Annotated in this window: 20 protein-coding genes; 15 read left to right on the plus strand and 5 right to left on the minus strand. The window is 55.0% G+C overall.

Going from position 1 to position 16,125, the window contains the following annotated elements; translation table 11 throughout:
- The first annotated feature begins 13 nt into the window (after positions 1-13).
- From KJS55_RS07870 to KJS55_RS07915, 10 genes are all read left to right on the plus strand, one after another.
- Positions 14-1,057, plus strand: coding sequence for a DctP family TRAP transporter solute-binding subunit (locus KJS55_RS07870; RefSeq protein ID WP_213543077.1), 1,044 nt, complete (start codon positions 14-16; stop codon positions 1,055-1,057).
- 32 nt (positions 1,058-1,089) lie between these two features.
- Positions 1,090-1,575: a TRAP transporter small permease gene (locus tag KJS55_RS07875; RefSeq protein WP_213543078.1), complete on the plus strand. Its 486-nt coding sequence runs from the start codon at positions 1,090-1,092 to the stop codon at positions 1,573-1,575.
- 169 nt (positions 1,576-1,744) lie between these two features.
- Positions 1,745-2,116: a hypothetical protein gene (locus tag KJS55_RS07880; RefSeq protein ID WP_213543079.1), complete on the plus strand. Its 372-nt coding sequence runs from the start codon at positions 1,745-1,747 to the stop codon at positions 2,114-2,116.
- Positions 2,117-2,356: 240 nt separating this feature from the next.
- Complete coding sequence (locus KJS55_RS07885; RefSeq protein WP_213543080.1) at positions 2,357-2,725, plus strand: hypothetical protein; 369 nt, start codon at positions 2,357-2,359, stop codon at positions 2,723-2,725.
- Positions 2,726-2,738: 13 nt separating this feature from the next.
- Positions 2,739-3,098: a hypothetical protein gene (locus KJS55_RS07890; protein WP_213543081.1), complete on the plus strand. Its 360-nt coding sequence runs from the start codon at positions 2,739-2,741 to the stop codon at positions 3,096-3,098.
- Entirely contained in the window at positions 3,095-3,316 is a 222-nt protein-coding gene (locus KJS55_RS07895; protein WP_187030370.1) for a hypothetical protein, read from the plus strand. The genes KJS55_RS07890 and KJS55_RS07895 overlap by 4 nt, the downstream gene beginning before the upstream one ends.
- Before the next feature lie 37 nt (positions 3,317-3,353).
- Positions 3,354-3,941: a hypothetical protein gene (locus KJS55_RS07900; protein ID WP_187030233.1), complete on the plus strand. Its 588-nt coding sequence runs from the start codon at positions 3,354-3,356 to the stop codon at positions 3,939-3,941.
- 1 nt (position 3,942) lies between these two features.
- Positions 3,943-4,185, plus strand: a complete 243-nt coding sequence (locus KJS55_RS07905) for a hypothetical protein (RefSeq protein WP_213543082.1) — start codon at positions 3,943-3,945, stop codon at positions 4,183-4,185.
- Positions 4,182-4,469, plus strand: coding sequence for a hypothetical protein (locus KJS55_RS07910; protein WP_213543083.1), 288 nt, complete (start codon positions 4,182-4,184; stop codon positions 4,467-4,469). The genes KJS55_RS07905 and KJS55_RS07910 overlap by 4 nt, the downstream gene beginning before the upstream one ends.
- Positions 4,470-4,561: 92 nt before the next feature.
- The gene (locus KJS55_RS07915) at positions 4,562-4,897 is read left to right on the plus strand and encodes a hypothetical protein (RefSeq protein ID WP_213543084.1); all 336 of its coding nucleotides are present in this window, start codon (positions 4,562-4,564) and stop codon (positions 4,895-4,897) included.
- A 263-nt stretch (positions 4,898-5,160) separates the two neighbouring features.
- On the opposite strand, the gene KJS55_RS07920 is transcribed toward KJS55_RS07915, so the two are convergent.
- The 5 genes from KJS55_RS07920 to KJS55_RS07940 form a co-directional block, all read right to left on the minus strand.
- A complete protein-coding gene (locus KJS55_RS07920; protein ID WP_187030241.1) occupies positions 5,161-6,435 on the minus strand; it encodes a TRAP transporter large permease in 1,275 nt (424 codons plus the stop codon).
- Positions 6,432-7,016, minus strand: a complete 585-nt coding sequence (locus KJS55_RS07925) for a TRAP transporter small permease (RefSeq protein WP_213543085.1) — start codon at positions 7,014-7,016, stop codon at positions 6,432-6,434. The genes KJS55_RS07920 and KJS55_RS07925 overlap by 4 nt, the downstream gene beginning before the upstream one ends.
- 26 nt (positions 7,017-7,042) lie before the next feature.
- Entirely contained in the window at positions 7,043-8,122 is a 1,080-nt protein-coding gene (locus KJS55_RS07930) for a TRAP transporter substrate-binding protein (protein WP_187030245.1), read from the minus strand.
- Positions 8,123-8,211: 89 nt separating this feature from the next.
- Positions 8,212-9,396 carry a mandelate racemase/muconate lactonizing enzyme family protein gene (locus KJS55_RS07935; protein WP_187030247.1) on the minus strand — a complete coding sequence of 395 codons (1,185 nt, stop codon included), beginning with the start codon at positions 9,394-9,396 and terminating at the stop codon, positions 8,212-8,214.
- A gap of 387 nt (positions 9,397-9,783) precedes the next feature.
- Positions 9,784-10,533: a FadR/GntR family transcriptional regulator gene (locus KJS55_RS07940; RefSeq protein ID WP_187030249.1), complete on the minus strand. Its 750-nt coding sequence runs from the start codon at positions 10,531-10,533 to the stop codon at positions 9,784-9,786.
- 252 nt (positions 10,534-10,785) lie between these two features.
- On the opposite strand from KJS55_RS07940, the gene KJS55_RS07945 reads away from it, so the two are divergent.
- The 5 genes from KJS55_RS07945 (at position 10,786) to KJS55_RS07965 (ending at position 16,037) form a co-directional block, all read left to right on the plus strand.
- Positions 10,786-11,952, plus strand: a complete 1,167-nt coding sequence (locus KJS55_RS07945) for a pyridoxal phosphate-dependent aminotransferase (protein ID WP_213543086.1) — start codon at positions 10,786-10,788, stop codon at positions 11,950-11,952.
- Positions 11,953-11,973: 21 nt separating this feature from the next.
- Positions 11,974-13,131, plus strand: a complete 1,158-nt coding sequence (gene alr, locus KJS55_RS07950) for an alanine racemase (RefSeq protein WP_187030253.1) — start codon at positions 11,974-11,976, stop codon at positions 13,129-13,131.
- Positions 13,132-13,136: 5 nt separating this feature from the next.
- Positions 13,137-13,319, plus strand: coding sequence for a 2-hydroxymuconate tautomerase (gene thmT / locus KJS55_RS07955; protein ID WP_187030255.1), 183 nt, complete (start codon positions 13,137-13,139; stop codon positions 13,317-13,319).
- 81 nt (positions 13,320-13,400) lie between these two features.
- A complete protein-coding gene (locus KJS55_RS07960) occupies positions 13,401-14,399 on the plus strand; it encodes a dihydrodipicolinate synthase family protein (RefSeq protein WP_187030256.1) in 999 nt (332 codons plus the stop codon).
- Positions 14,400-14,525: 126 nt separating this feature from the next.
- On the plus strand, positions 14,526-16,037 hold the full coding sequence (locus KJS55_RS07965; RefSeq protein WP_213543087.1) for a CoA-acylating methylmalonate-semialdehyde dehydrogenase: 1,512 nt from the start codon (positions 14,526-14,528) through the stop codon (positions 16,035-16,037).
- The last annotated feature ends 88 nt before the right edge of the window (positions 16,038-16,125 follow it).

Raw genomic sequence — 16,125 nt, forward strand, 5'->3', positions numbered from 1 at the left:
TTGGAGGTATATTATGAAAAAGTTATTTGCATTGCTTCTTGCCGCCATGATGGCGCTCTCTTTGGTTGCTTGTGGTGGCTCCTCTGATACTACTTCTGACTCTACAGATTCCGCGGCTGGAAACACCGAGGAACCAGTCACCTTGACGGCTATCGTTGCTGGTCTGACCGAGGATAGCCCCAGCGGCGAGGCCTTAAAAAAATTTGCAGAGCTGTGCAATGAGTATTCTGGCGGCTCTGTCACCATTGACTGCTTCTTTAACACCGAGCTAGGCAACGTTTCTGCATGTGTGGAAAGTACCGCCCAGGGCACGATTGACATTGTTTCCACCGGGACCTCCTACTTTGCGGGGTATGTTCCCGCAATTCAGGTGTTTGAGCTCCCCTATGTATTTGCTTCCTATGACGAGGCGCACCAAACGTTGGATAACGAGCCTGGTAAGGCAATCGCTGATCTGTTTGAGTCTACGGACCTAAAGATGCTGTGCTACTGGGAGAGTGGGATGCGTCATGTTACCAATAGCCGCAACCCCATCATTACCCCCGCTGATATGTCCGGCCTGAAGATCCGCACCGTTGTTTCTGCTACGCAGCAAGCAACCTGGGAAGCTTTCGGTGCGATCCCGATGGCATTGGATATGGGTGAAGTCTTTACCGCTTTGCAAAATCACACCGTTGACGCGCAGGAAAACACCCTGTCTTCTATCACTTCTTACAAGATGTATGAGGTTCAGGATTATCTCTCCATGACTTATCACTCTTATACCCCGATGCCCTTCTATATCAACCGCGCTAAGTGGGATTCCCTGTCTGAGAATCAGCAGGAGGCCATCCAGAAGGCTTCCGAGGAAGCTCGCGATTACGCCCGTGAGTTGAACGCCGCCAGCGAAGCGGAGAATTTGCAGCTGCTGAAAGATGAGGGCGTGGTTGTTGAGGAACATCCTGATTCCGAAGCGTTTGCCGCACTCTGCGGCCCTGTCTATGATATCTTTAATGAGTCTATGGGCAGTGATGAAATTCTGACGATGGTACAGGATTATGTTGCGTCTCTTCGTTAATGTTAAAACCTGAAATGAAAAGGGGACTGCATATGAGTCGCGTCCTAAAAAAATTGGAAACCGGTTCGGATCAGTTTCTGGGCATGATCGGTTTTGTCGGCATCCTGGTGATAACCGCAAATGCATTTTGCCGTTTTGTTTTACGGATATCCATGGCATGGTCTGATGAGTTTCTGCGCACAATTATGATCTATGGCTATTTCATTGGTGCTGCCGTTATGTTTTCTCAAGGCGGCTGCATGCGTCTTGAAATTTTAGACGGTGCGCTGAAGAGCCGGGTCACTGGCTACCACATTCTAAATATGGTTTTGGAATGTATCAATATTGTTTTCTTTGGCCTCATGAGCTACTATGCGGTGCAAATGGTTGTTCAGTATATTCTCGGCGGAACAACCCAATCTACAAGCTCTACACCTGCGTGGATTTTGCCGTTCGGCTGCGCGATTGGTATGGTTATCATGACTGTGGTTGCTGTTTGGAATGTTATTTTACATTTTTCTAAGGTGGTAAAAAATTAAAACCTTTATAGTCTAAGAAATGGGCGGGCAATTCAATTTTGAATTGCCCGCCCATGGTCTATAGGATAAGAACCCACGAAAAAGTTAGCGGAAGGCGCCTCCATTGTTTTAAAAAACTCATCAGCACATTCTATAGATGGCTTCAAGGCGGCTTACCTGGAGGCTCTCTGTGAAGAGGTGGGGATCTCTGGCCTGGGAGGGCAAGGACGGCATCCTGTTCTGGCTCTCTGGATCGGGGCGCGCTGACGCACGCATCAAGAAGGGGCGGTATCGCCCGACACGGAAAAACTCCCGGAGTATCGCCACGCCTGCGGAATACGCCCGGCAGGAGCGGCCAACTCCGCCGAAAATCTGGGACGGCATGGCGGGTCCCTACAGGCCCGCCGTGACCGTCAGCGGTCAGCGGGGACGGTTCCGGGCTGCCGCCAGGCCGTATGGGGCCGGGGGCGCAGAGGACCGCATCGCCAGCGCCCTGGAGCATGGACATGCACAACGGCCTGGTCGGTATGCGCCAGGCTGCGCCGGGGAGACCTATGTATGAGATATCATGGGACCGCGCTGCGAATCAACTGGCTGCGGCTGGCGCCCAACGTCTTAAAAACATCGCTCTTGAAACTTTCTAAAAATCATGTTTGATCCATTGCACGGTTTTGAGCAACGATCGGAGCAGGGGAACCAGAGATTGAGCGCTCATCATTTTGTGCAAGGGGGTATCCGTTGAAAACGACTGAAGTCCTGGACGCCATAAACGCCCTGCTGGCGGCAAAATGGCCCAGCGTATGTGGGCCCCATCGGCTTCGCACGGCCCTCCTTTTGGCTGGCTGTGGAGAAGGACGACTGGACGGCCGCCAACCGGCTCCTGGCCCGCCACGACCTGCAACTCTGGCTGACGCTCGATGACGCGCTGGGCGGACACGATGCGGTCGCCTGGTATCGGCTGGCACAGGAGACCAAGGAGGCCATGGAACTGCTGGCCCCGGCGCTGGCAGTAGGAAGCCGCTATCTGAAGCTGACGAGAAAACCCCGTGAAGCGGACCGGACGGATCTCCAGATCAACGCATCCTGGATGGACCTGCATCTATCTGTGGGTACCGGAGCGGAGACAGCGGCAAAGACTGCGCAGATGCGCGTGGAAATGATCAATGGTTGATAGGAGTGATACTATGGGACTTCCCCAGCTGACCTTTGAACTGAAGAAAGCGGCGGACACCGTGGCGGCACGCGCCACGCAGGGGATCGCCGGCATGATCCCGGGAGATACCAGGGCTCTTGGCGTCCATGTCATCTACCAGGAAGGTGATATCCCCGCAGAGCTTGGCGCTGACAGTACCGCCGATATCAAGCGGCTCCTTCACGAGACAAGCCCGGAGACCGCGCGGCCCTTCGTACCGGTTCAGGGGGCGCACGACATGTACAGGACCGGAGAATCCATGATTTACATGGATGGTCAGACCTACCGATGTCTGAGCGATACTGATTTCAGCCCGAAGGAGTCCCCGGCGGCGTGGGAGGTGGCAGCGTGACGGAGAGCATCATCGCGGCCCTGATCACCGGGGGGCTGACTCTCATGGGAGTGCTGGCGGCCAACAATAAGCAGCAGGCCATCACAGACACCAAGCTGGACGAGCTGACCCGGGAGGTTCGGGAGCACAACGATTTCGCGCGCCGGGTTCCGGTGGTGGAGGAGCAGATCAAGGTCATGAACCACCGGATCTCTGATTTGGAGGAATATCACAAGTGATTCACCGGGCAAGGACCGGAGAAAGAGAGGATTCCTGATGGACACGATCAACAAGATCATCGCGGACTACACCAGCGGAAAGAACCCCGTGGAAAAGACCAATGCAGCACTGAAAGAGGCCGGTGCTGGATTTTCCTTTCAGCCTGGAAAGAATGCCCTGACGGCTGAGGAGATCGCCGCCACCAAGGTCGGCGCCCGGCCCGGCGACGTGACCGGCTATGGCCTGATGTCCAGCGGCACCGGCACGATGGACAAGGTGCATGTCGTGAAGGGCAGGCTGCAGGGCGGCGCCGTCAACACCGTCGGCTCCGATAGTGTGCCTGACGAGTGCGATATCGTCTATATTGGCGGCCAGGTGTGGCAGGTATATGGGGACGAGCTGGGCGGTCTTGCACCTGAGAAAGACCCCTGGTGGGCGCCTCTGCACACCTTTGCCGGTGCGGTTGACTGGCAGGACGAACTGCCTCCGTACATTCCTGAAAAGGATATGGTGTACAACCGGCCCAAGTATCACGGCCAGAACGTGGTGAAGGGCGCGCTGCGCTACCTGTACGCCGAGGACGGGACCTGCAAATACCAGCCCAAGTCCATGGCGGACTATGACAAGGACCACGGGAGGACGTGACATGGAGGATTTGAAAAAGCGCCTTTCCAATCTGCTGGCAGTCAAGAGTATCGTGACGGTGATTCTCACGGCGGTGTTTGCGGATCTGTCCATGGCTGGCCGCGTGACCACGGATCAGTTTCTGACGGTGTTCACAGTGGTGATCGCGTTCTATTTCGGCACCCAGGCAGAGAAGCGAAGCGCAGGGAAAGCAAAAGCCATAGCGGGCTCCGGCACGGACCAAGCAGGCGGTAAGGCAGCTTGAGCGATGTCTTGAAGGAGCTGCTGGCCAATCCCGGGAGCTATGGCGGTTCCCGGGATGCCAGTCAGATCAAATACCTGGTGTTCCATGACACCGGCAACGACGGGGACAAGACGGCAGACAACGCGGCCTGTTTCCGGAATCACGTGGTGGAGGCCAGCGCCCACTACTTTGGATGCCGCAGTCTGGCGGCCTGTCCCCGATCTGAAGGTGGCGAGGGGTGGCAAGAAGCGCGCCAACGCCGGCAAGACCGGCGGCGGGACTATGCATGGGATCGTCACCAATAGCAGATGTGCGATACCATCCGCAACGGTACCTGCCAGGCCGGCGAGGCAACCCTGGCAAATGCCTCCGCCCTGGGCAGGGAGCTGATGGCTGGATGCGGGATTCAAACGTGCGGTATTTCGATGTGACTGGGAAACATTGCCCCAGTTATCTGGTGAACACCCAGAAGCGGGCGGATTTTAAGAAAAGATTGGAGATGGACCACACACCGTCGCCCGCACACGAAGAAGGTGTGGAATGGGCCATTGAAAACGGCCCCCTGCAAGGAAATGCAGAGGAAGATTTGATGCTCTCCGTGATCCGGGAGCAGATTGTGTGCCATGCTGTGGAGATTTTCCGGCTTGAGAGAGCCGACATGAAAAGACGCGTCCCAGGGGAGATTCACAGGCCCCTGGGACGCGCCTTATATTGGGAGATTTCCCCATTTTAAATTGCAGTTACATGTAAATCCCTTTTCGATTAAAATTTCCTCAATGCGTTCAACGGAAATCGGCTCCTCCCAATCCTGAGGCTCTTTTAAAGAAGCTCCATCCTGAAAAGGACCTTGGTGGTAGAAATATTCTGCGCCAATTTACAGCCTATGATTTGAAGCTGACTCACGGCCGTCAAGCCGCTTGGCGTGTGTACCATCCCACAGCAAGCCGCCCTGCGGAATCTCCACAGGGCGGCTTGCTGAACTATTACGAGATGCGCTTAGCCGAACAGACTCAGGATTCCCACAGAAACAGCGGGGACGAATGCAACGATGATCATCGAGGCAATGAGCACCGCCATAAAGGGAAGCGCCTTTTTGGAAATTCCCACAACGTCTAGGCCCGTCATGGACTGAGCCACGAACAGGTTGGATGCCACCGGCGGCGTCACGAACGCGATGCACAAAGACAGCAGCATGACCAGGCCGAATTGGATGGGGCTGATGCCCAGCGGCGTGACAATCTGGAGCAGGACCGGGGAGAGAATCACCATGATGGGCGTTGTCTGCACAAACATACCCGCGATGAACAGCAGGACAAAGATCAGGCTCATGATTACCACCGGGTTGGTGGAGATGCTGAAGAAGAAGTTCTGCACCATCTCTCCGAAACCATGGTACACAAACACGGCGCTGAGCGCACCGGCCACCGCCATGGTATAATTCATGCCGCCCATGGACGCGGTACAGTCAAAGAACATGTCCCAAATCATTTTCAGGGTCAGTTCTCTGTAAATGAACATGCCTACGATCAGGGAGTAAACCGTTGCGATCACCGCGGCCTCCGTTGCGGTAAAAATACCGCCGTAGATGCCGCCGAGGATAATCACCGGCATAAAAATAGCCCAAATTCCATCCTTGACCGCCAGTAAAAACCGCTTGATGCTGACCTTCTCTCCGGAACCCTTCCAGCCGTACTTGCGGCTGATGAAGTAATTGACGATGATCAGCAGCACACCAACCAGAATGGCCGGGCCCACACCTGCCAGGAACAGATCCGAAATGGAAACGTTGTTGCTCACGCCATAGATGACCAGGGGGTAGCTGGGCGGTACCACACAGCCCAGACCGCCGGCCACCATGACCAGTGCGGTGGCATAATACTTGTTGTATCCGCAGCGGATCATTTGAGGGATCATGATGACGCCGATGGCGGCCACGGTTGCATTGGCGGAACCGGAGATGGCTCCGAAGAACATGCAGGCCAGAACCGTCACGCAGCCCAGACCGCCGGTGACATTGCCGATCAGAGAGTTGGCAATGTTGATCAGCCGCTTAGAGAGTCCGCCGGTATCCATCAGACTGCCGCAGATGATAAAGAACGGCAGCGAGAGCAGCGTGAAGGAATTTACGCCGGAATACATGTACTGGGTGAGATACTCCATGGTGGTAAATGGCTCTAGGAGGTTCATCAAGACAATGGCCCCTCCGATAGCACCGCCGATGGGAACTCCGATCAGCAGGAAGACCGCCATGGAAATAAAGAGAATCGTCATGCCTGAGCTCCCTCCTTTTCCTTCCGGACCCGGTCCAGATACTCCCGTTCCAACGCATCCACGTCAAAGGTGGGCTTACCGAGGCCAAGCGCCTTCTCCTCTTCCTTGCTCAGACGAATGCACTCCTGCACGGTACGGATGATGACCAGGACCATGCTGAAGGGCAGAATGCTGAAGGAAACCGCCTTTGGAATGCGCAGGATCGGAGATGCCGCCGCACTTGCGTGAAACGTGACAATCACGCGATACATGGGGACGATCAGAGCCGCGGAAAACAACGCGTTGATCACATTGGAAACAATCAGCAGGATTTTTTTGACTTTGAAGGATCTGGAGTTGATGAACGCATCAATACGCAGATGCTTCCGGGAAGTAATGGCGCCGGCAAACCCCAGATAGCTCATCCACACCAGCATGATGCAGCTGAGCTCTTCGGTCCAGGTGATGGCATTGCCGAGATAGCGGGAACAGACCTGAATCGTCAGCAGGACCATCATCGCCAGAAACAGCACACACCCCAAGTACAGCTCAAACCGCTGAACAAACTCATGAAAGATATGTTTTATTTTTGAGTTCTCCATAGATCTCTCCTCTTCTGAAAAACAGCTCAGTTCTTCAGTGCGGCCTCGGCTTTCTCAACCTCGGACATCAGCAGGTCAAAGTACTCGTCGCCCATGGCCTCCTTGGCCGCGTCCCAGGAAGTTGCAGCAATGTCCCGGAATGCCTCATACTCTTCATCGCTGAGCTCATAGACATCCATAACCTTCTTCAGCTCTTCCAGCTGGGCATTGTCAATGGCCTCCAGCTCTTCGCGGTTGCGCAGTTCCAGATTGTGACCCTCCTCAATCAGGATCTGCTGGACATCCTCGGGCAGAGTCTGGAAATACGCCTCGGAAATACCGATGATCTGCACGGTATAGCTGTGCTTGGTGAGAGTCATATAATCCTGCACCTCATAGAACTTATCCGTCCAGATATTCTGGCAGGGGTTCTCCTGGCCGTCAATGACCTTGGTCTGCAGGGAAGTGAAAACCTCGGAGTAGGACATAGGGGTGACGGCCGCGCCCAGAGCCTCCATGGCAGCGATCTGATAGGGGTCGTTCATGGTGCGGATCTTCAGCCCCTTCATATCGTCGGGGGTCTTGATGGGATGCTTGGAGTTGGTGACATGGCGGTAGCCCAGCTCGGTAAACGCCAAAACACGAATGCCGATGTCATCGATGCAATCCTGCCGGATACGGTCCCCCACAGGGCCGTCAATAATAGCGTGGACAACTTCCGGAGAGCTGTACAGATAGGGGAAGTTAAAGGGCATGAACGCGTCCGTAAACTCACCAAAGTCGCCAACCGCCTTGGTGCACATCTCAAAGGCGCCTGTCTGCAGGCCGCCCACGATCTGATCGGTGCTGCCGCCAAGCTGACTGTCCATAAACAGCTTGATTTCATACGCGCCGTTGGTTCGCTCCGCTACGCGATCCACAAACTCCAGGGCGGCAATGCCGTTGGCCGTTTCGTCCACCGTGGCGGAGTTGAAGGCGCTGTTCACCCGGATCACAACGGTTTCTCCGCCGCCGTCATTGCCTTCTTCTCCGGGAGGTTCAGAAGGAGTGCCGCCGCATCCAGCCATGGAAACCACGAGAAGTGCTGCCAGGAGTAGTGTGAAGACTCGCTCAAACTTCTTTTTCATAGTGCCCCTCCTCATAAATTTTACACGTTTGCGTTTTAAGTGGAAGCTCCGGATTCCTTTGATTCCCCTATGGGGGAACGCCGCCGCGGTTACTCGATCACAGCATACTCAGCGGCGTTGTCAAACGCGGCCTGAGAAATCTCGTTGCCGATGCCGGGCTCGTTGGGGACTTCCATGCGGCCGTTGACCGGCTGCGGATCATACTTTGTCCAACCGTGGTTAAACTTCATCAGGTTGTTGCAGTGGTGCTCGTGAATGATAAAGTTGGGGATCACCGCTTCCAGCTGCAGCGCCACGGAGGTGGACAGCGGGCTGGCGCACGTATGGGCCTGAACGCTGATATCATAGGCGTGCGCCATGTCGCAGATCTTGCGGACCTCCGTCAGACCGCCGCAGTTTCCGATGTCAGGCTGGATAACCTGGATGGACCCGTTTTCAAAGTAGGGACGATACTGCCAGCGCGTATAGATCCGCTCGCCGGCGGCCAGGGGCAGCGTCGTATGAGACGATACATATTTCATTAAATCATGATTCGGGATCGTGGGCTCCTCAAAGTACAAAATGTTGTACTTCTCCATGATTTTGGCCACCTGCACGGCGCTCTGCGCGTCCAGGCGGGAGTGGCATTCAGCGATAATGTCCACATCGTCGCCAATGGCGTTCCGGACGGCTTCCACGCGCTTTTCGATCATCTTCTGATACTTTGGATGCAGCAGCCGGGTATACTCCTCCACGGAGATCTTCCTTCCCTCTTCATCAAAGGAGAAGAAGTCATACTTCAGGGCGTCATAGCCCTCCTCAAAAACGGCCTTCTTTGCAACATTGGCATAATCCTCCGGCTTGAGCTGAGGGACATGCAGATCCGTATGGGACCATCCGAACTGAAGCTGGCTGGCATAGGCGCGGACGTCTTTCCGCCGGGCGCCGCCAAAAATTTCATGCAGCGGACGGCCATATGCTTTTCCCTTGATGTCCCACAGCGCAATGTCAATCGCTGACATGGCCGAGTACATCACGGGGCCTGCATTCAGCCCCCAGAAAGTCGTGCGGAAGAAGGTCTCCCAGATCCACTCGATCTGCATGGGGTCCATGCCGATCAAAGTGGGAGCCAGATCCTTGATCATCGCATAAGCAGCGGGAGCGCCTGCATCATAGGCCATCGCGGCTTCGCCATCTCCGTAAATCCCCTCATCGGTGTGGATGCGGCAAAAAATAGGTCGCCAGCTGGGGCGGTTGGTTTTGACGCGCAGAACTTCAACTTTTGTAATTTTCATGTCATATCTCTCCCTGACGGTTTCATTACAAGCTCTCAAACGGGTGTATCAGTGGATGTGCTTTGGGATATTGGAATACTGGTAGCTGCGCTAATTCAAGTCATGTGTCACATGTCATGTGTTATCTTAATCATAACAGAAAAAAAGCGCTTGTCCAGTAGATTTCTGGAAAAACTTCTCGTTTCCCATCAAAATAATGGTTTTCAACAAAATGAAAAGCAAAAAACTGTCTACTCTGATGGATTTTCGTCCGATCTAATTGGCTAAACGGCGGCTGCCGCATATACCAAAAAAAGGATTGAACAGAAGGTGTTCAATCCTTTAGGACGGTTATCACTTGCACCCGGGGATCACGCGCTTGCGGTACCAGACAGGAGACCTCTGCGCTTACTTTTCTTTACAAAAGCCATCTTGATCCTTCAGCAGCAGCTTTCCCTCCTGGCTGCCGCTTCTGATATGCAGGCGGCAGAGCTGGCGAATCAGATCATCATCTTTGGCCAGGACCGCATTCAGGATGGCCTGATGGCGGCTGTAAAAATCCGGGGATTTCCGAAAGCTCTTAAAGGAGGGACTCTGATACAGGTTGCGGATCGTATTCAAAATGAGCGGAAGAATTCGATTTGCGATTTCGTTTTGGCTGGCCTGATAAAAGCAGCAATGAAATGAAATATCATATTCCCAAAACTTCTTGTACAGCTGCTCGTCGCTCTCCGCGCTGTTGGACTGGGCCATCTGCAGGTTCATTTTCTGAATATCCTTCAAAATATCGGCGGCCTTGTTAAAATCCCGCTTCTTTCCCCTGTGGGCGGCAAGCACAAAGATTTCCGGCTCCAGCATCAGCCGGATTTCTATCAGATCCGGATACAGGACATCCAAATTCATGAAGTCAAAGCCCAGGGGATCGTCGCTGATTCCCGGGTTCGAGCATACAAAAGTCCCGATTCCCCGCCGGATCTCCACAATATGATAGGAAACCAGATATCTGACGGCCTCGCGGATGCTTCGAATGCTGACATTGTATTCCGCGGCCAGCTCCTGTTCTGCGGGAAGGCGCTCACCAACTTGAATCTCCCCACGGATAATCTTGGCTTTAATTTTGTTTGCAACCTCTTCAGAGATGAGGGGACGAGAAACCATAGTATTACTCCATCGCTCTGTATTTTGGATATCCAGATGCTTTTGCAGCTTTTTTTATGATATTTTTATTATAATCGGTTTTTTAAACTTTAGCAAGAGGGCAGGTATGTCTCAAAATGCTGGAATATGAGCCGTATTTTTCAACGAACAGACAAAAATATCGCAGCCCCCTTGACTTTTCCTGTTTCTTCGCTATAATCTGAATTGTGACATGTCATGTCATGTGTTAAAACGTTACAAGGGGGGAAGCACATGAAAATTCACAGTCCCATGGATGCTGTGGAATTATCCCGCATCCGCGCGATCGGAGAAAAAGTACAGCAGCTGCAAAAGGAGGGGCGTGACATCGTCCGCCTGCAGATCGGTGAACCTGATTTTACAACACCCGGCCACATCATCGCAGCGGCAAAGGCCGCCATGGATCACGGCCAGACACACTACGCACCCAACCGGGGACTCGCATCCCTGCGGGAGGAAATTTCCCGGAAGCTCCTGCGGGACAACGGGATTACAGCCGATCCCGCCACGGAAATCCTTGTCACATCAGGCTGTGCGGAGGGCTTGTATCTTGTCTTTATGGGATTGGTAGAGCCCGGCGACGAGGTCATCATCCTGGAGCCTGCCTATATTTCCTATCTGCAGCTGGCCCGGGCGGCACACGCCAGGGCGGTGCCAGTTCACGCGAAAGAGGAAAACGGCTGGCTGCCGGATCTGGACGAACTCCGGGCTGCCGTCACCCCAAAGACCAAGCTATTGGTCCTGAACACTCCCGGCAATCCCACCGGTGTGGTTTATCCCAGAGAGGTGCTTCAGCAGATTGCCGCCCTGGCACAGGAACAGGACTTTTTGGTTCTCTCCGACGAGGTCTACGAAAAGCTCATCTATGGCGGCGCTCAGCATGTATCCATCGCCTCTCTGGATGGCATGAAGGAGCGTACCATCACCATCAACGGCTTTTCCAAGGCATTTGCCATGACCGGCTGGCGGATGGGCTATCTGGCGGCAGATGCCAGGCTGATTCTTCCCATGCTGAAGGTCCACCAATACGCCGTTGCCAGCTCCAATATCATTGCCCAGAGTGCAGCCATCACCGCGCTGCAGGCGGGAGAGAGCTGTGTGGAGGAAATGCGGCGGGAATACGCCCGCAGACGGCAGTTTTTGCTGGATGCCTTTGCACAGATTCCGGAAATCTCGTGTGTGGCGCCGGCCGGTACATTTTACATATATCCCAATATTTCCGGCACCGGGCTGTCCGGCACGGAATTTGCCGACAAGTTCCTGATGGAAGCGGGCGTGGCAACGGTTCCGGGAACAGCCTTTGATTCCTTCTGTAATTCTCACATTCGGCTTTCCTATGCCAGCAGCATGGAAAGCCTGCAAACGGCTGTGTCAAGGCTGAAGGGAATGCTGAAAAAATAAGAACGCTGAGGAAGTTGCCTTATGAAATACGAACGTGATCGCACCTGGGCGGAGGTGTCCCTGGACCATCTTGCATCAAACTTTCAAAAGCTCTCCGAATGGACCGGACCGGCATGCGACGTGCTGTGCGTTGTCAAGGGAAACGCTTATGGACATGGCGCGATAGAGGTTTCCCGGGAGCTGGAGCGGGTTGGCTGCAAGATTCTGGGCGTTGCCACGCTTGAAGAGGCAATGGAACTGCGGGAAGCAGGGATCAGGCTGCCAGTGCTGCTGCTGGGGCCCATTCCCCCATCCCACACTGCCTTGGCTATGGAAAACAACTTGATCCTTCCTTTGATTGACGAGGCGTATGCAAGAGAGGTATCCGCCGCCGCGGTCTCCGCGGGAAGGACCTTGAGAGCCCATCTGAAAATTGATACCGGTATGTCCCGTTACGGACTGCCCGTCAGCAAGGACATGGATGGCTGTATTGCCGAGGCGCTCCGGATCGTCCAGCTGCCCAACATGCAGGTGAGCGGAGTCTTCACCCATTTCGCGGCAGCCGGAGACCCTTATGAGGACGATTTTACCCGGCGGCAGATGGGGTTGTTCCGCATCTTTTCGGAACGAATGGAAGCAGCCGGCGTCAAATTGATCCGGCACTGCGCAAACAGCCCCGCCACCATTCGCTTTCCCCAGGCACATTACGACATGATACGCACTGGAACACTTCTGTATGGATTCAATCCATTTGGCAGATTGGAATTGGAACCGGTCATGGAGCTGAAGACACGAATCACCCAGATCAAGCATCTGGCCCCGGGAGACACGGTGGGGTATGGGCGGCTGTTTACCTGCCGCCGTCCCACAGACATTGCCATCGTACCCTTTGGATTCGTGGACGGCATTCACAGAAGCGCGTCCAATAAAGCCTACATGCTGGTAAACGGAAAGCCCGCCAAAATTGTCGGAAAGATCTGCATGGATCTTTGCTTTCTGGATGTCACTGGCATAGAAGATGTTGCGGTGGGGCAGATCGTTACGGTCTTTGGCTGGGACCACGGCGTGTATCAGTCCGCTTACGCTCTGACGGATGCCTATCCCGGCTCCGCTCCGGAGCTGACGGCGGTTCTGGGAACCCGCGTCCCCCGATTTTACCTTCGAAATCAGGAAGTGGTTGCTTGCGACCAAAAGGAGTGACTGATATGCCCATCGTCCAGATCCACCTGCTGGAAGGCCGTACACCTGAACGCAAAGCGGAGCTGATCGCTGCCGTGACGGAGGCCTGCTGCCGCACGCTGGGCAGCAGGCCGGAGGCGGTACGGATCATTCTGGAGGAAATGAAACGCGAAAATTTCGGAAAAGGCGGCAAGCCCTTTGATTTGTAACCTCATCCCTTGGTTTTTCACCCGCACGGATCAGAGTGAAACATTGCATTTGAAATAAAAAGCAGAAAGGAATGGATCAAAATGATGACCAGAGAAGAACTGCGAGCAAATGTGGACGGAATTGCTTTTATGACCGTGACCCCCTTCCACGAAAACGGCGAGGTCGACTACGACGGCTACCGGGAGAACGTCCGGTTCCTGGTGAGCAAAATCAAGGAAAACCCCTGTAAATGCACGATTACCCCCTGCGGTTCCAATGGCGAATTTCCCCACCTGACGGACGATGAGCAAAAGGAAATCATCCGCATCTGCGTGGAGGAGGTTGACGGGGCGGTTCCCGTCGTCGCCGGGACCGGCCGCGCCAGCACGAAGCGCACCATTGAGATCAGCCGGTATGCCCAGTCCGTCGGCGCCGACGGCGTACAGGTGATTCTGCCCTACTACTTCGTTCCCACTGTGGACGGCATGCTGGAACACTACAAGCTGCTTGCCGATGAATTGGACATCGGCATGGTGATCTACAACAACCCCGCGTTCTCCGGCTCCTGGATCAAGCCAGCCCAGATGAAGAAGCTCATTGAGCTTACTGGCGACAAGATCGTGGCCGTCAAGGAGAATACGCCCCATCTGATGCTCTTTAACGGCATGGCCAAAGCGCTGAAGGGCACGGGCGTCAAATTGCTCAGCGGCTTTGGCGAGCAGTGGTACGCCTATCAGTTCCCCTGGGGCGCCGACGGCCTGGCCACGCCCTTTGGCAACTTCTTCCCTGAATACCCCATCGGCTTTAAAAAGGCCGCAGACCAGTATGACTTTGCCGCCATGCGGGAGTGGCTGGCCAGGATGGACCGCTACTATGCCTTTGTGGGAAAAATCGGCGCCGCGCGCGGAGACACCGGCATGCTGGATAAGCCCGGCGGAAACATCTACGGCGAGGGAAATGTGCGCTTTGGCGTGATCAAAGAGGCCATGAACCTGATGGGCCTTCACGGCGGCGACATGCGGGCGCCCTTGAAACTGCACATGACGGATGATGAGCGCGCCGAACTGAAGGACATCCTGAGGGAACTCCAGCTGCTCTAATGGTTGTTTTCCGCGCTTTTTACAGCTTCGCGGCCGTACCCTCCGGAAACGCGATGGGTACGGCATGGGGCTGCAAGAAAGGCGGCTAAGACGCTGCCTGACTATTTGAGAAGGAGGATATTACATATGCTCAGAAAGCAATTCTGTGTCAATGGTGAATGGAAAGATTCCAAGACGGAAAGATGGATGCCTGTCAGTGACTCCAGCACGGGGGAGGTCATTGCGGAGGTCCCCTGCTGTACTGTGGAGGAAGTGGAGGAAGCGATTGCTTCCGCGGCATCGGCCTTCCCGGCATGGTCTCAGACTTCCATCAGCCAGCGGACGCAGATGATGTTCAAATGGCGCAACATTCTGATGGACCATCTGGAAGAGCTGAGCGTGCTGTGCGCCAAGGAACTGGGCAAAAACCTCTCCGAGGCCCGGGGCGACATTCTGAAGGCCATCGAGCCGACGGAGCTGGCCTGCGCTGCACCGTTCATCACCCAGGGCTCCGCTTCCCTGCAGGTTACAACCGGCTTTGACACCGCTGCTTACCGGATGCCCTTGGGCGTTGTGGCCGGAATCGTCCCCTTCAATTTCCCGGCCATGATCCCCTGGGGATGGATTGTTCCTCTGGCGGTTGTAACCGGAAACACCGTGGTTCTGAAGGCCGCGTCCTACACGCCGCTGACGTCCATGCGGATTCTGGAGCTGTTCTATCACGAGGCCGGTTTTCCAAAGGGAGTGGTCAATCTGGTCACATGCAGCCGGAAGGAATCCGAACTGTTTCTCACGGACCCCCGCGTAAAGGCAGTCACCTTTGTGGGGTCCACGGAAATCGGCAAGCACATTTACTCCGTGGCCGCCGCCCATGGAAAGCGGGTACAGGCTCAGTGCGAGGCCAAGAACCACGCGCTGGTGCTGGAGGACTGCGACCTGGAAAGCGCCACCAATGCCATTATCAACTCCACCTACGGCTGCGCCGGCATGCGCTGTATGGCTCTGCCGGTGGTCGTGGTGCAGGAGAGCATTGCCGACCGCTTTGTCCAGCTGCTTAAGAAAAAGGCAATGGCGCTGAAAGTGGGCTGCGCCTACGACCCCGAGACCACGCTGGGCCCGGTGGTCAACGCAGAACACAAGAAGTTTATCTGCGACTGGATTCAAAAGGGTGTTGACGAAGGCGCGGAGCTGGTGCTGGATGGGCGGGATCTTGTGGTCCCCGGCTATGAAAACGGCTTCTTTGTGGGCCCCACCATTCTCGATCATGTAAAGCCCGGCATGACGGTAGGGGACCGGGAGATCTTCGGCCCCGTCACCATCATCAAGCGGGTCAAGACCTTTGAAGAGGGCCTGGCCATCATGAACGCCAATCCGTTTGCCAATGGCTCTGTCATTTTCACCCAGAGCGGCTACTATGCCCGGCAATTTGAACTGTTGACCGACGGCGGCATGGTGGGCATCAATGTGGGCATCCCCGTTCCCTCCGCCTATTTCCCCTTCTCCGGCAATAAAGATTCCTTCTTTGGTGATCTGCACGTTCTGGGGCAGGACGGTGTGCGCTTTTACACCCGTGCCAAGACCGTTACCAAGCATTGGTACAGCGAGCACTCCCACCAAAAGACCGTGGACACCTGGGAGGGCACTGTGGAGCGTATTTGAGCCGCAGGCCGTCTGCCGGCAGAGGCAGAGTGCGCGGCTGACTCCAGGTTTCCAAGGACGCCGCAAGGCTGCGGACCATGTTCAGATA

Origin of the sequence: Pusillibacter faecalis (assembly GCF_018408705.1) — a bacterium.
GTDB lineage: Bacteria > Bacillota > Clostridia > Oscillospirales > Oscillospiraceae > Oscillibacter > Oscillibacter faecalis.

Coding starts and splice junctions, on each gene's coding strand:
- KJS55_RS07900 (WP_187030233.1), top strand. CDS start 3,354: ATGGACACGATCAACAAGATCATCGCGGACTACACCAGCGGAAAGAAC.
- KJS55_RS07930 (WP_187030245.1), bottom strand. CDS start 8,122: ATGAAAAAGAAGTTTGAGCGAGTCTTCACACTACTCCTGGCAGCACTT.
- KJS55_RS07920 (WP_187030241.1), bottom strand. CDS start 6,435: ATGACGATTCTCTTTATTTCCATGGCGGTCTTCCTGCTGATCGGAGTT.
- KJS55_RS07965 (WP_213543087.1), top strand. CDS start 14,526: ATGCTCAGAAAGCAATTCTGTGTCAATGGTGAATGGAAAGATTCCAAG.
- KJS55_RS07960 (WP_187030256.1), top strand. CDS start 13,401: ATGATGACCAGAGAAGAACTGCGAGCAAATGTGGACGGAATTGCTTTT.
- KJS55_RS07890 (WP_213543081.1), top strand. CDS start 2,739: ATGGGACTTCCCCAGCTGACCTTTGAACTGAAGAAAGCGGCGGACACC.
- thmT (WP_187030255.1), top strand. CDS start 13,137: ATGCCCATCGTCCAGATCCACCTGCTGGAAGGCCGTACACCTGAACGC.
- KJS55_RS07935 (WP_187030247.1), bottom strand. CDS start 9,396: ATGAAAATTACAAAAGTTGAAGTTCTGCGCGTCAAAACCAACCGCCCC.
- KJS55_RS07945 (WP_213543086.1), top strand. CDS start 10,786: ATGAAAATTCACAGTCCCATGGATGCTGTGGAATTATCCCGCATCCGC.
- KJS55_RS07905 (WP_213543082.1), top strand. CDS start 3,943: ATGGAGGATTTGAAAAAGCGCCTTTCCAATCTGCTGGCAGTCAAGAGT.
- alr (WP_187030253.1), top strand. CDS start 11,974: ATGAAATACGAACGTGATCGCACCTGGGCGGAGGTGTCCCTGGACCAT.
- KJS55_RS07875 (WP_213543078.1), top strand. CDS start 1,090: ATGAGTCGCGTCCTAAAAAAATTGGAAACCGGTTCGGATCAGTTTCTG.
- KJS55_RS07940 (WP_187030249.1), bottom strand. CDS start 10,533: ATGGTTTCTCGTCCCCTCATCTCTGAAGAGGTTGCAAACAAAATTAAA.
- KJS55_RS07870 (WP_213543077.1), top strand. CDS start 14: ATGAAAAAGTTATTTGCATTGCTTCTTGCCGCCATGATGGCGCTCTCT.
- KJS55_RS07925 (WP_213543085.1), bottom strand. CDS start 7,016: ATGGAGAACTCAAAAATAAAACATATCTTTCATGAGTTTGTTCAGCGG.
- KJS55_RS07915 (WP_213543084.1), top strand. CDS start 4,562: ATGCGGGATTCAAACGTGCGGTATTTCGATGTGACTGGGAAACATTGC.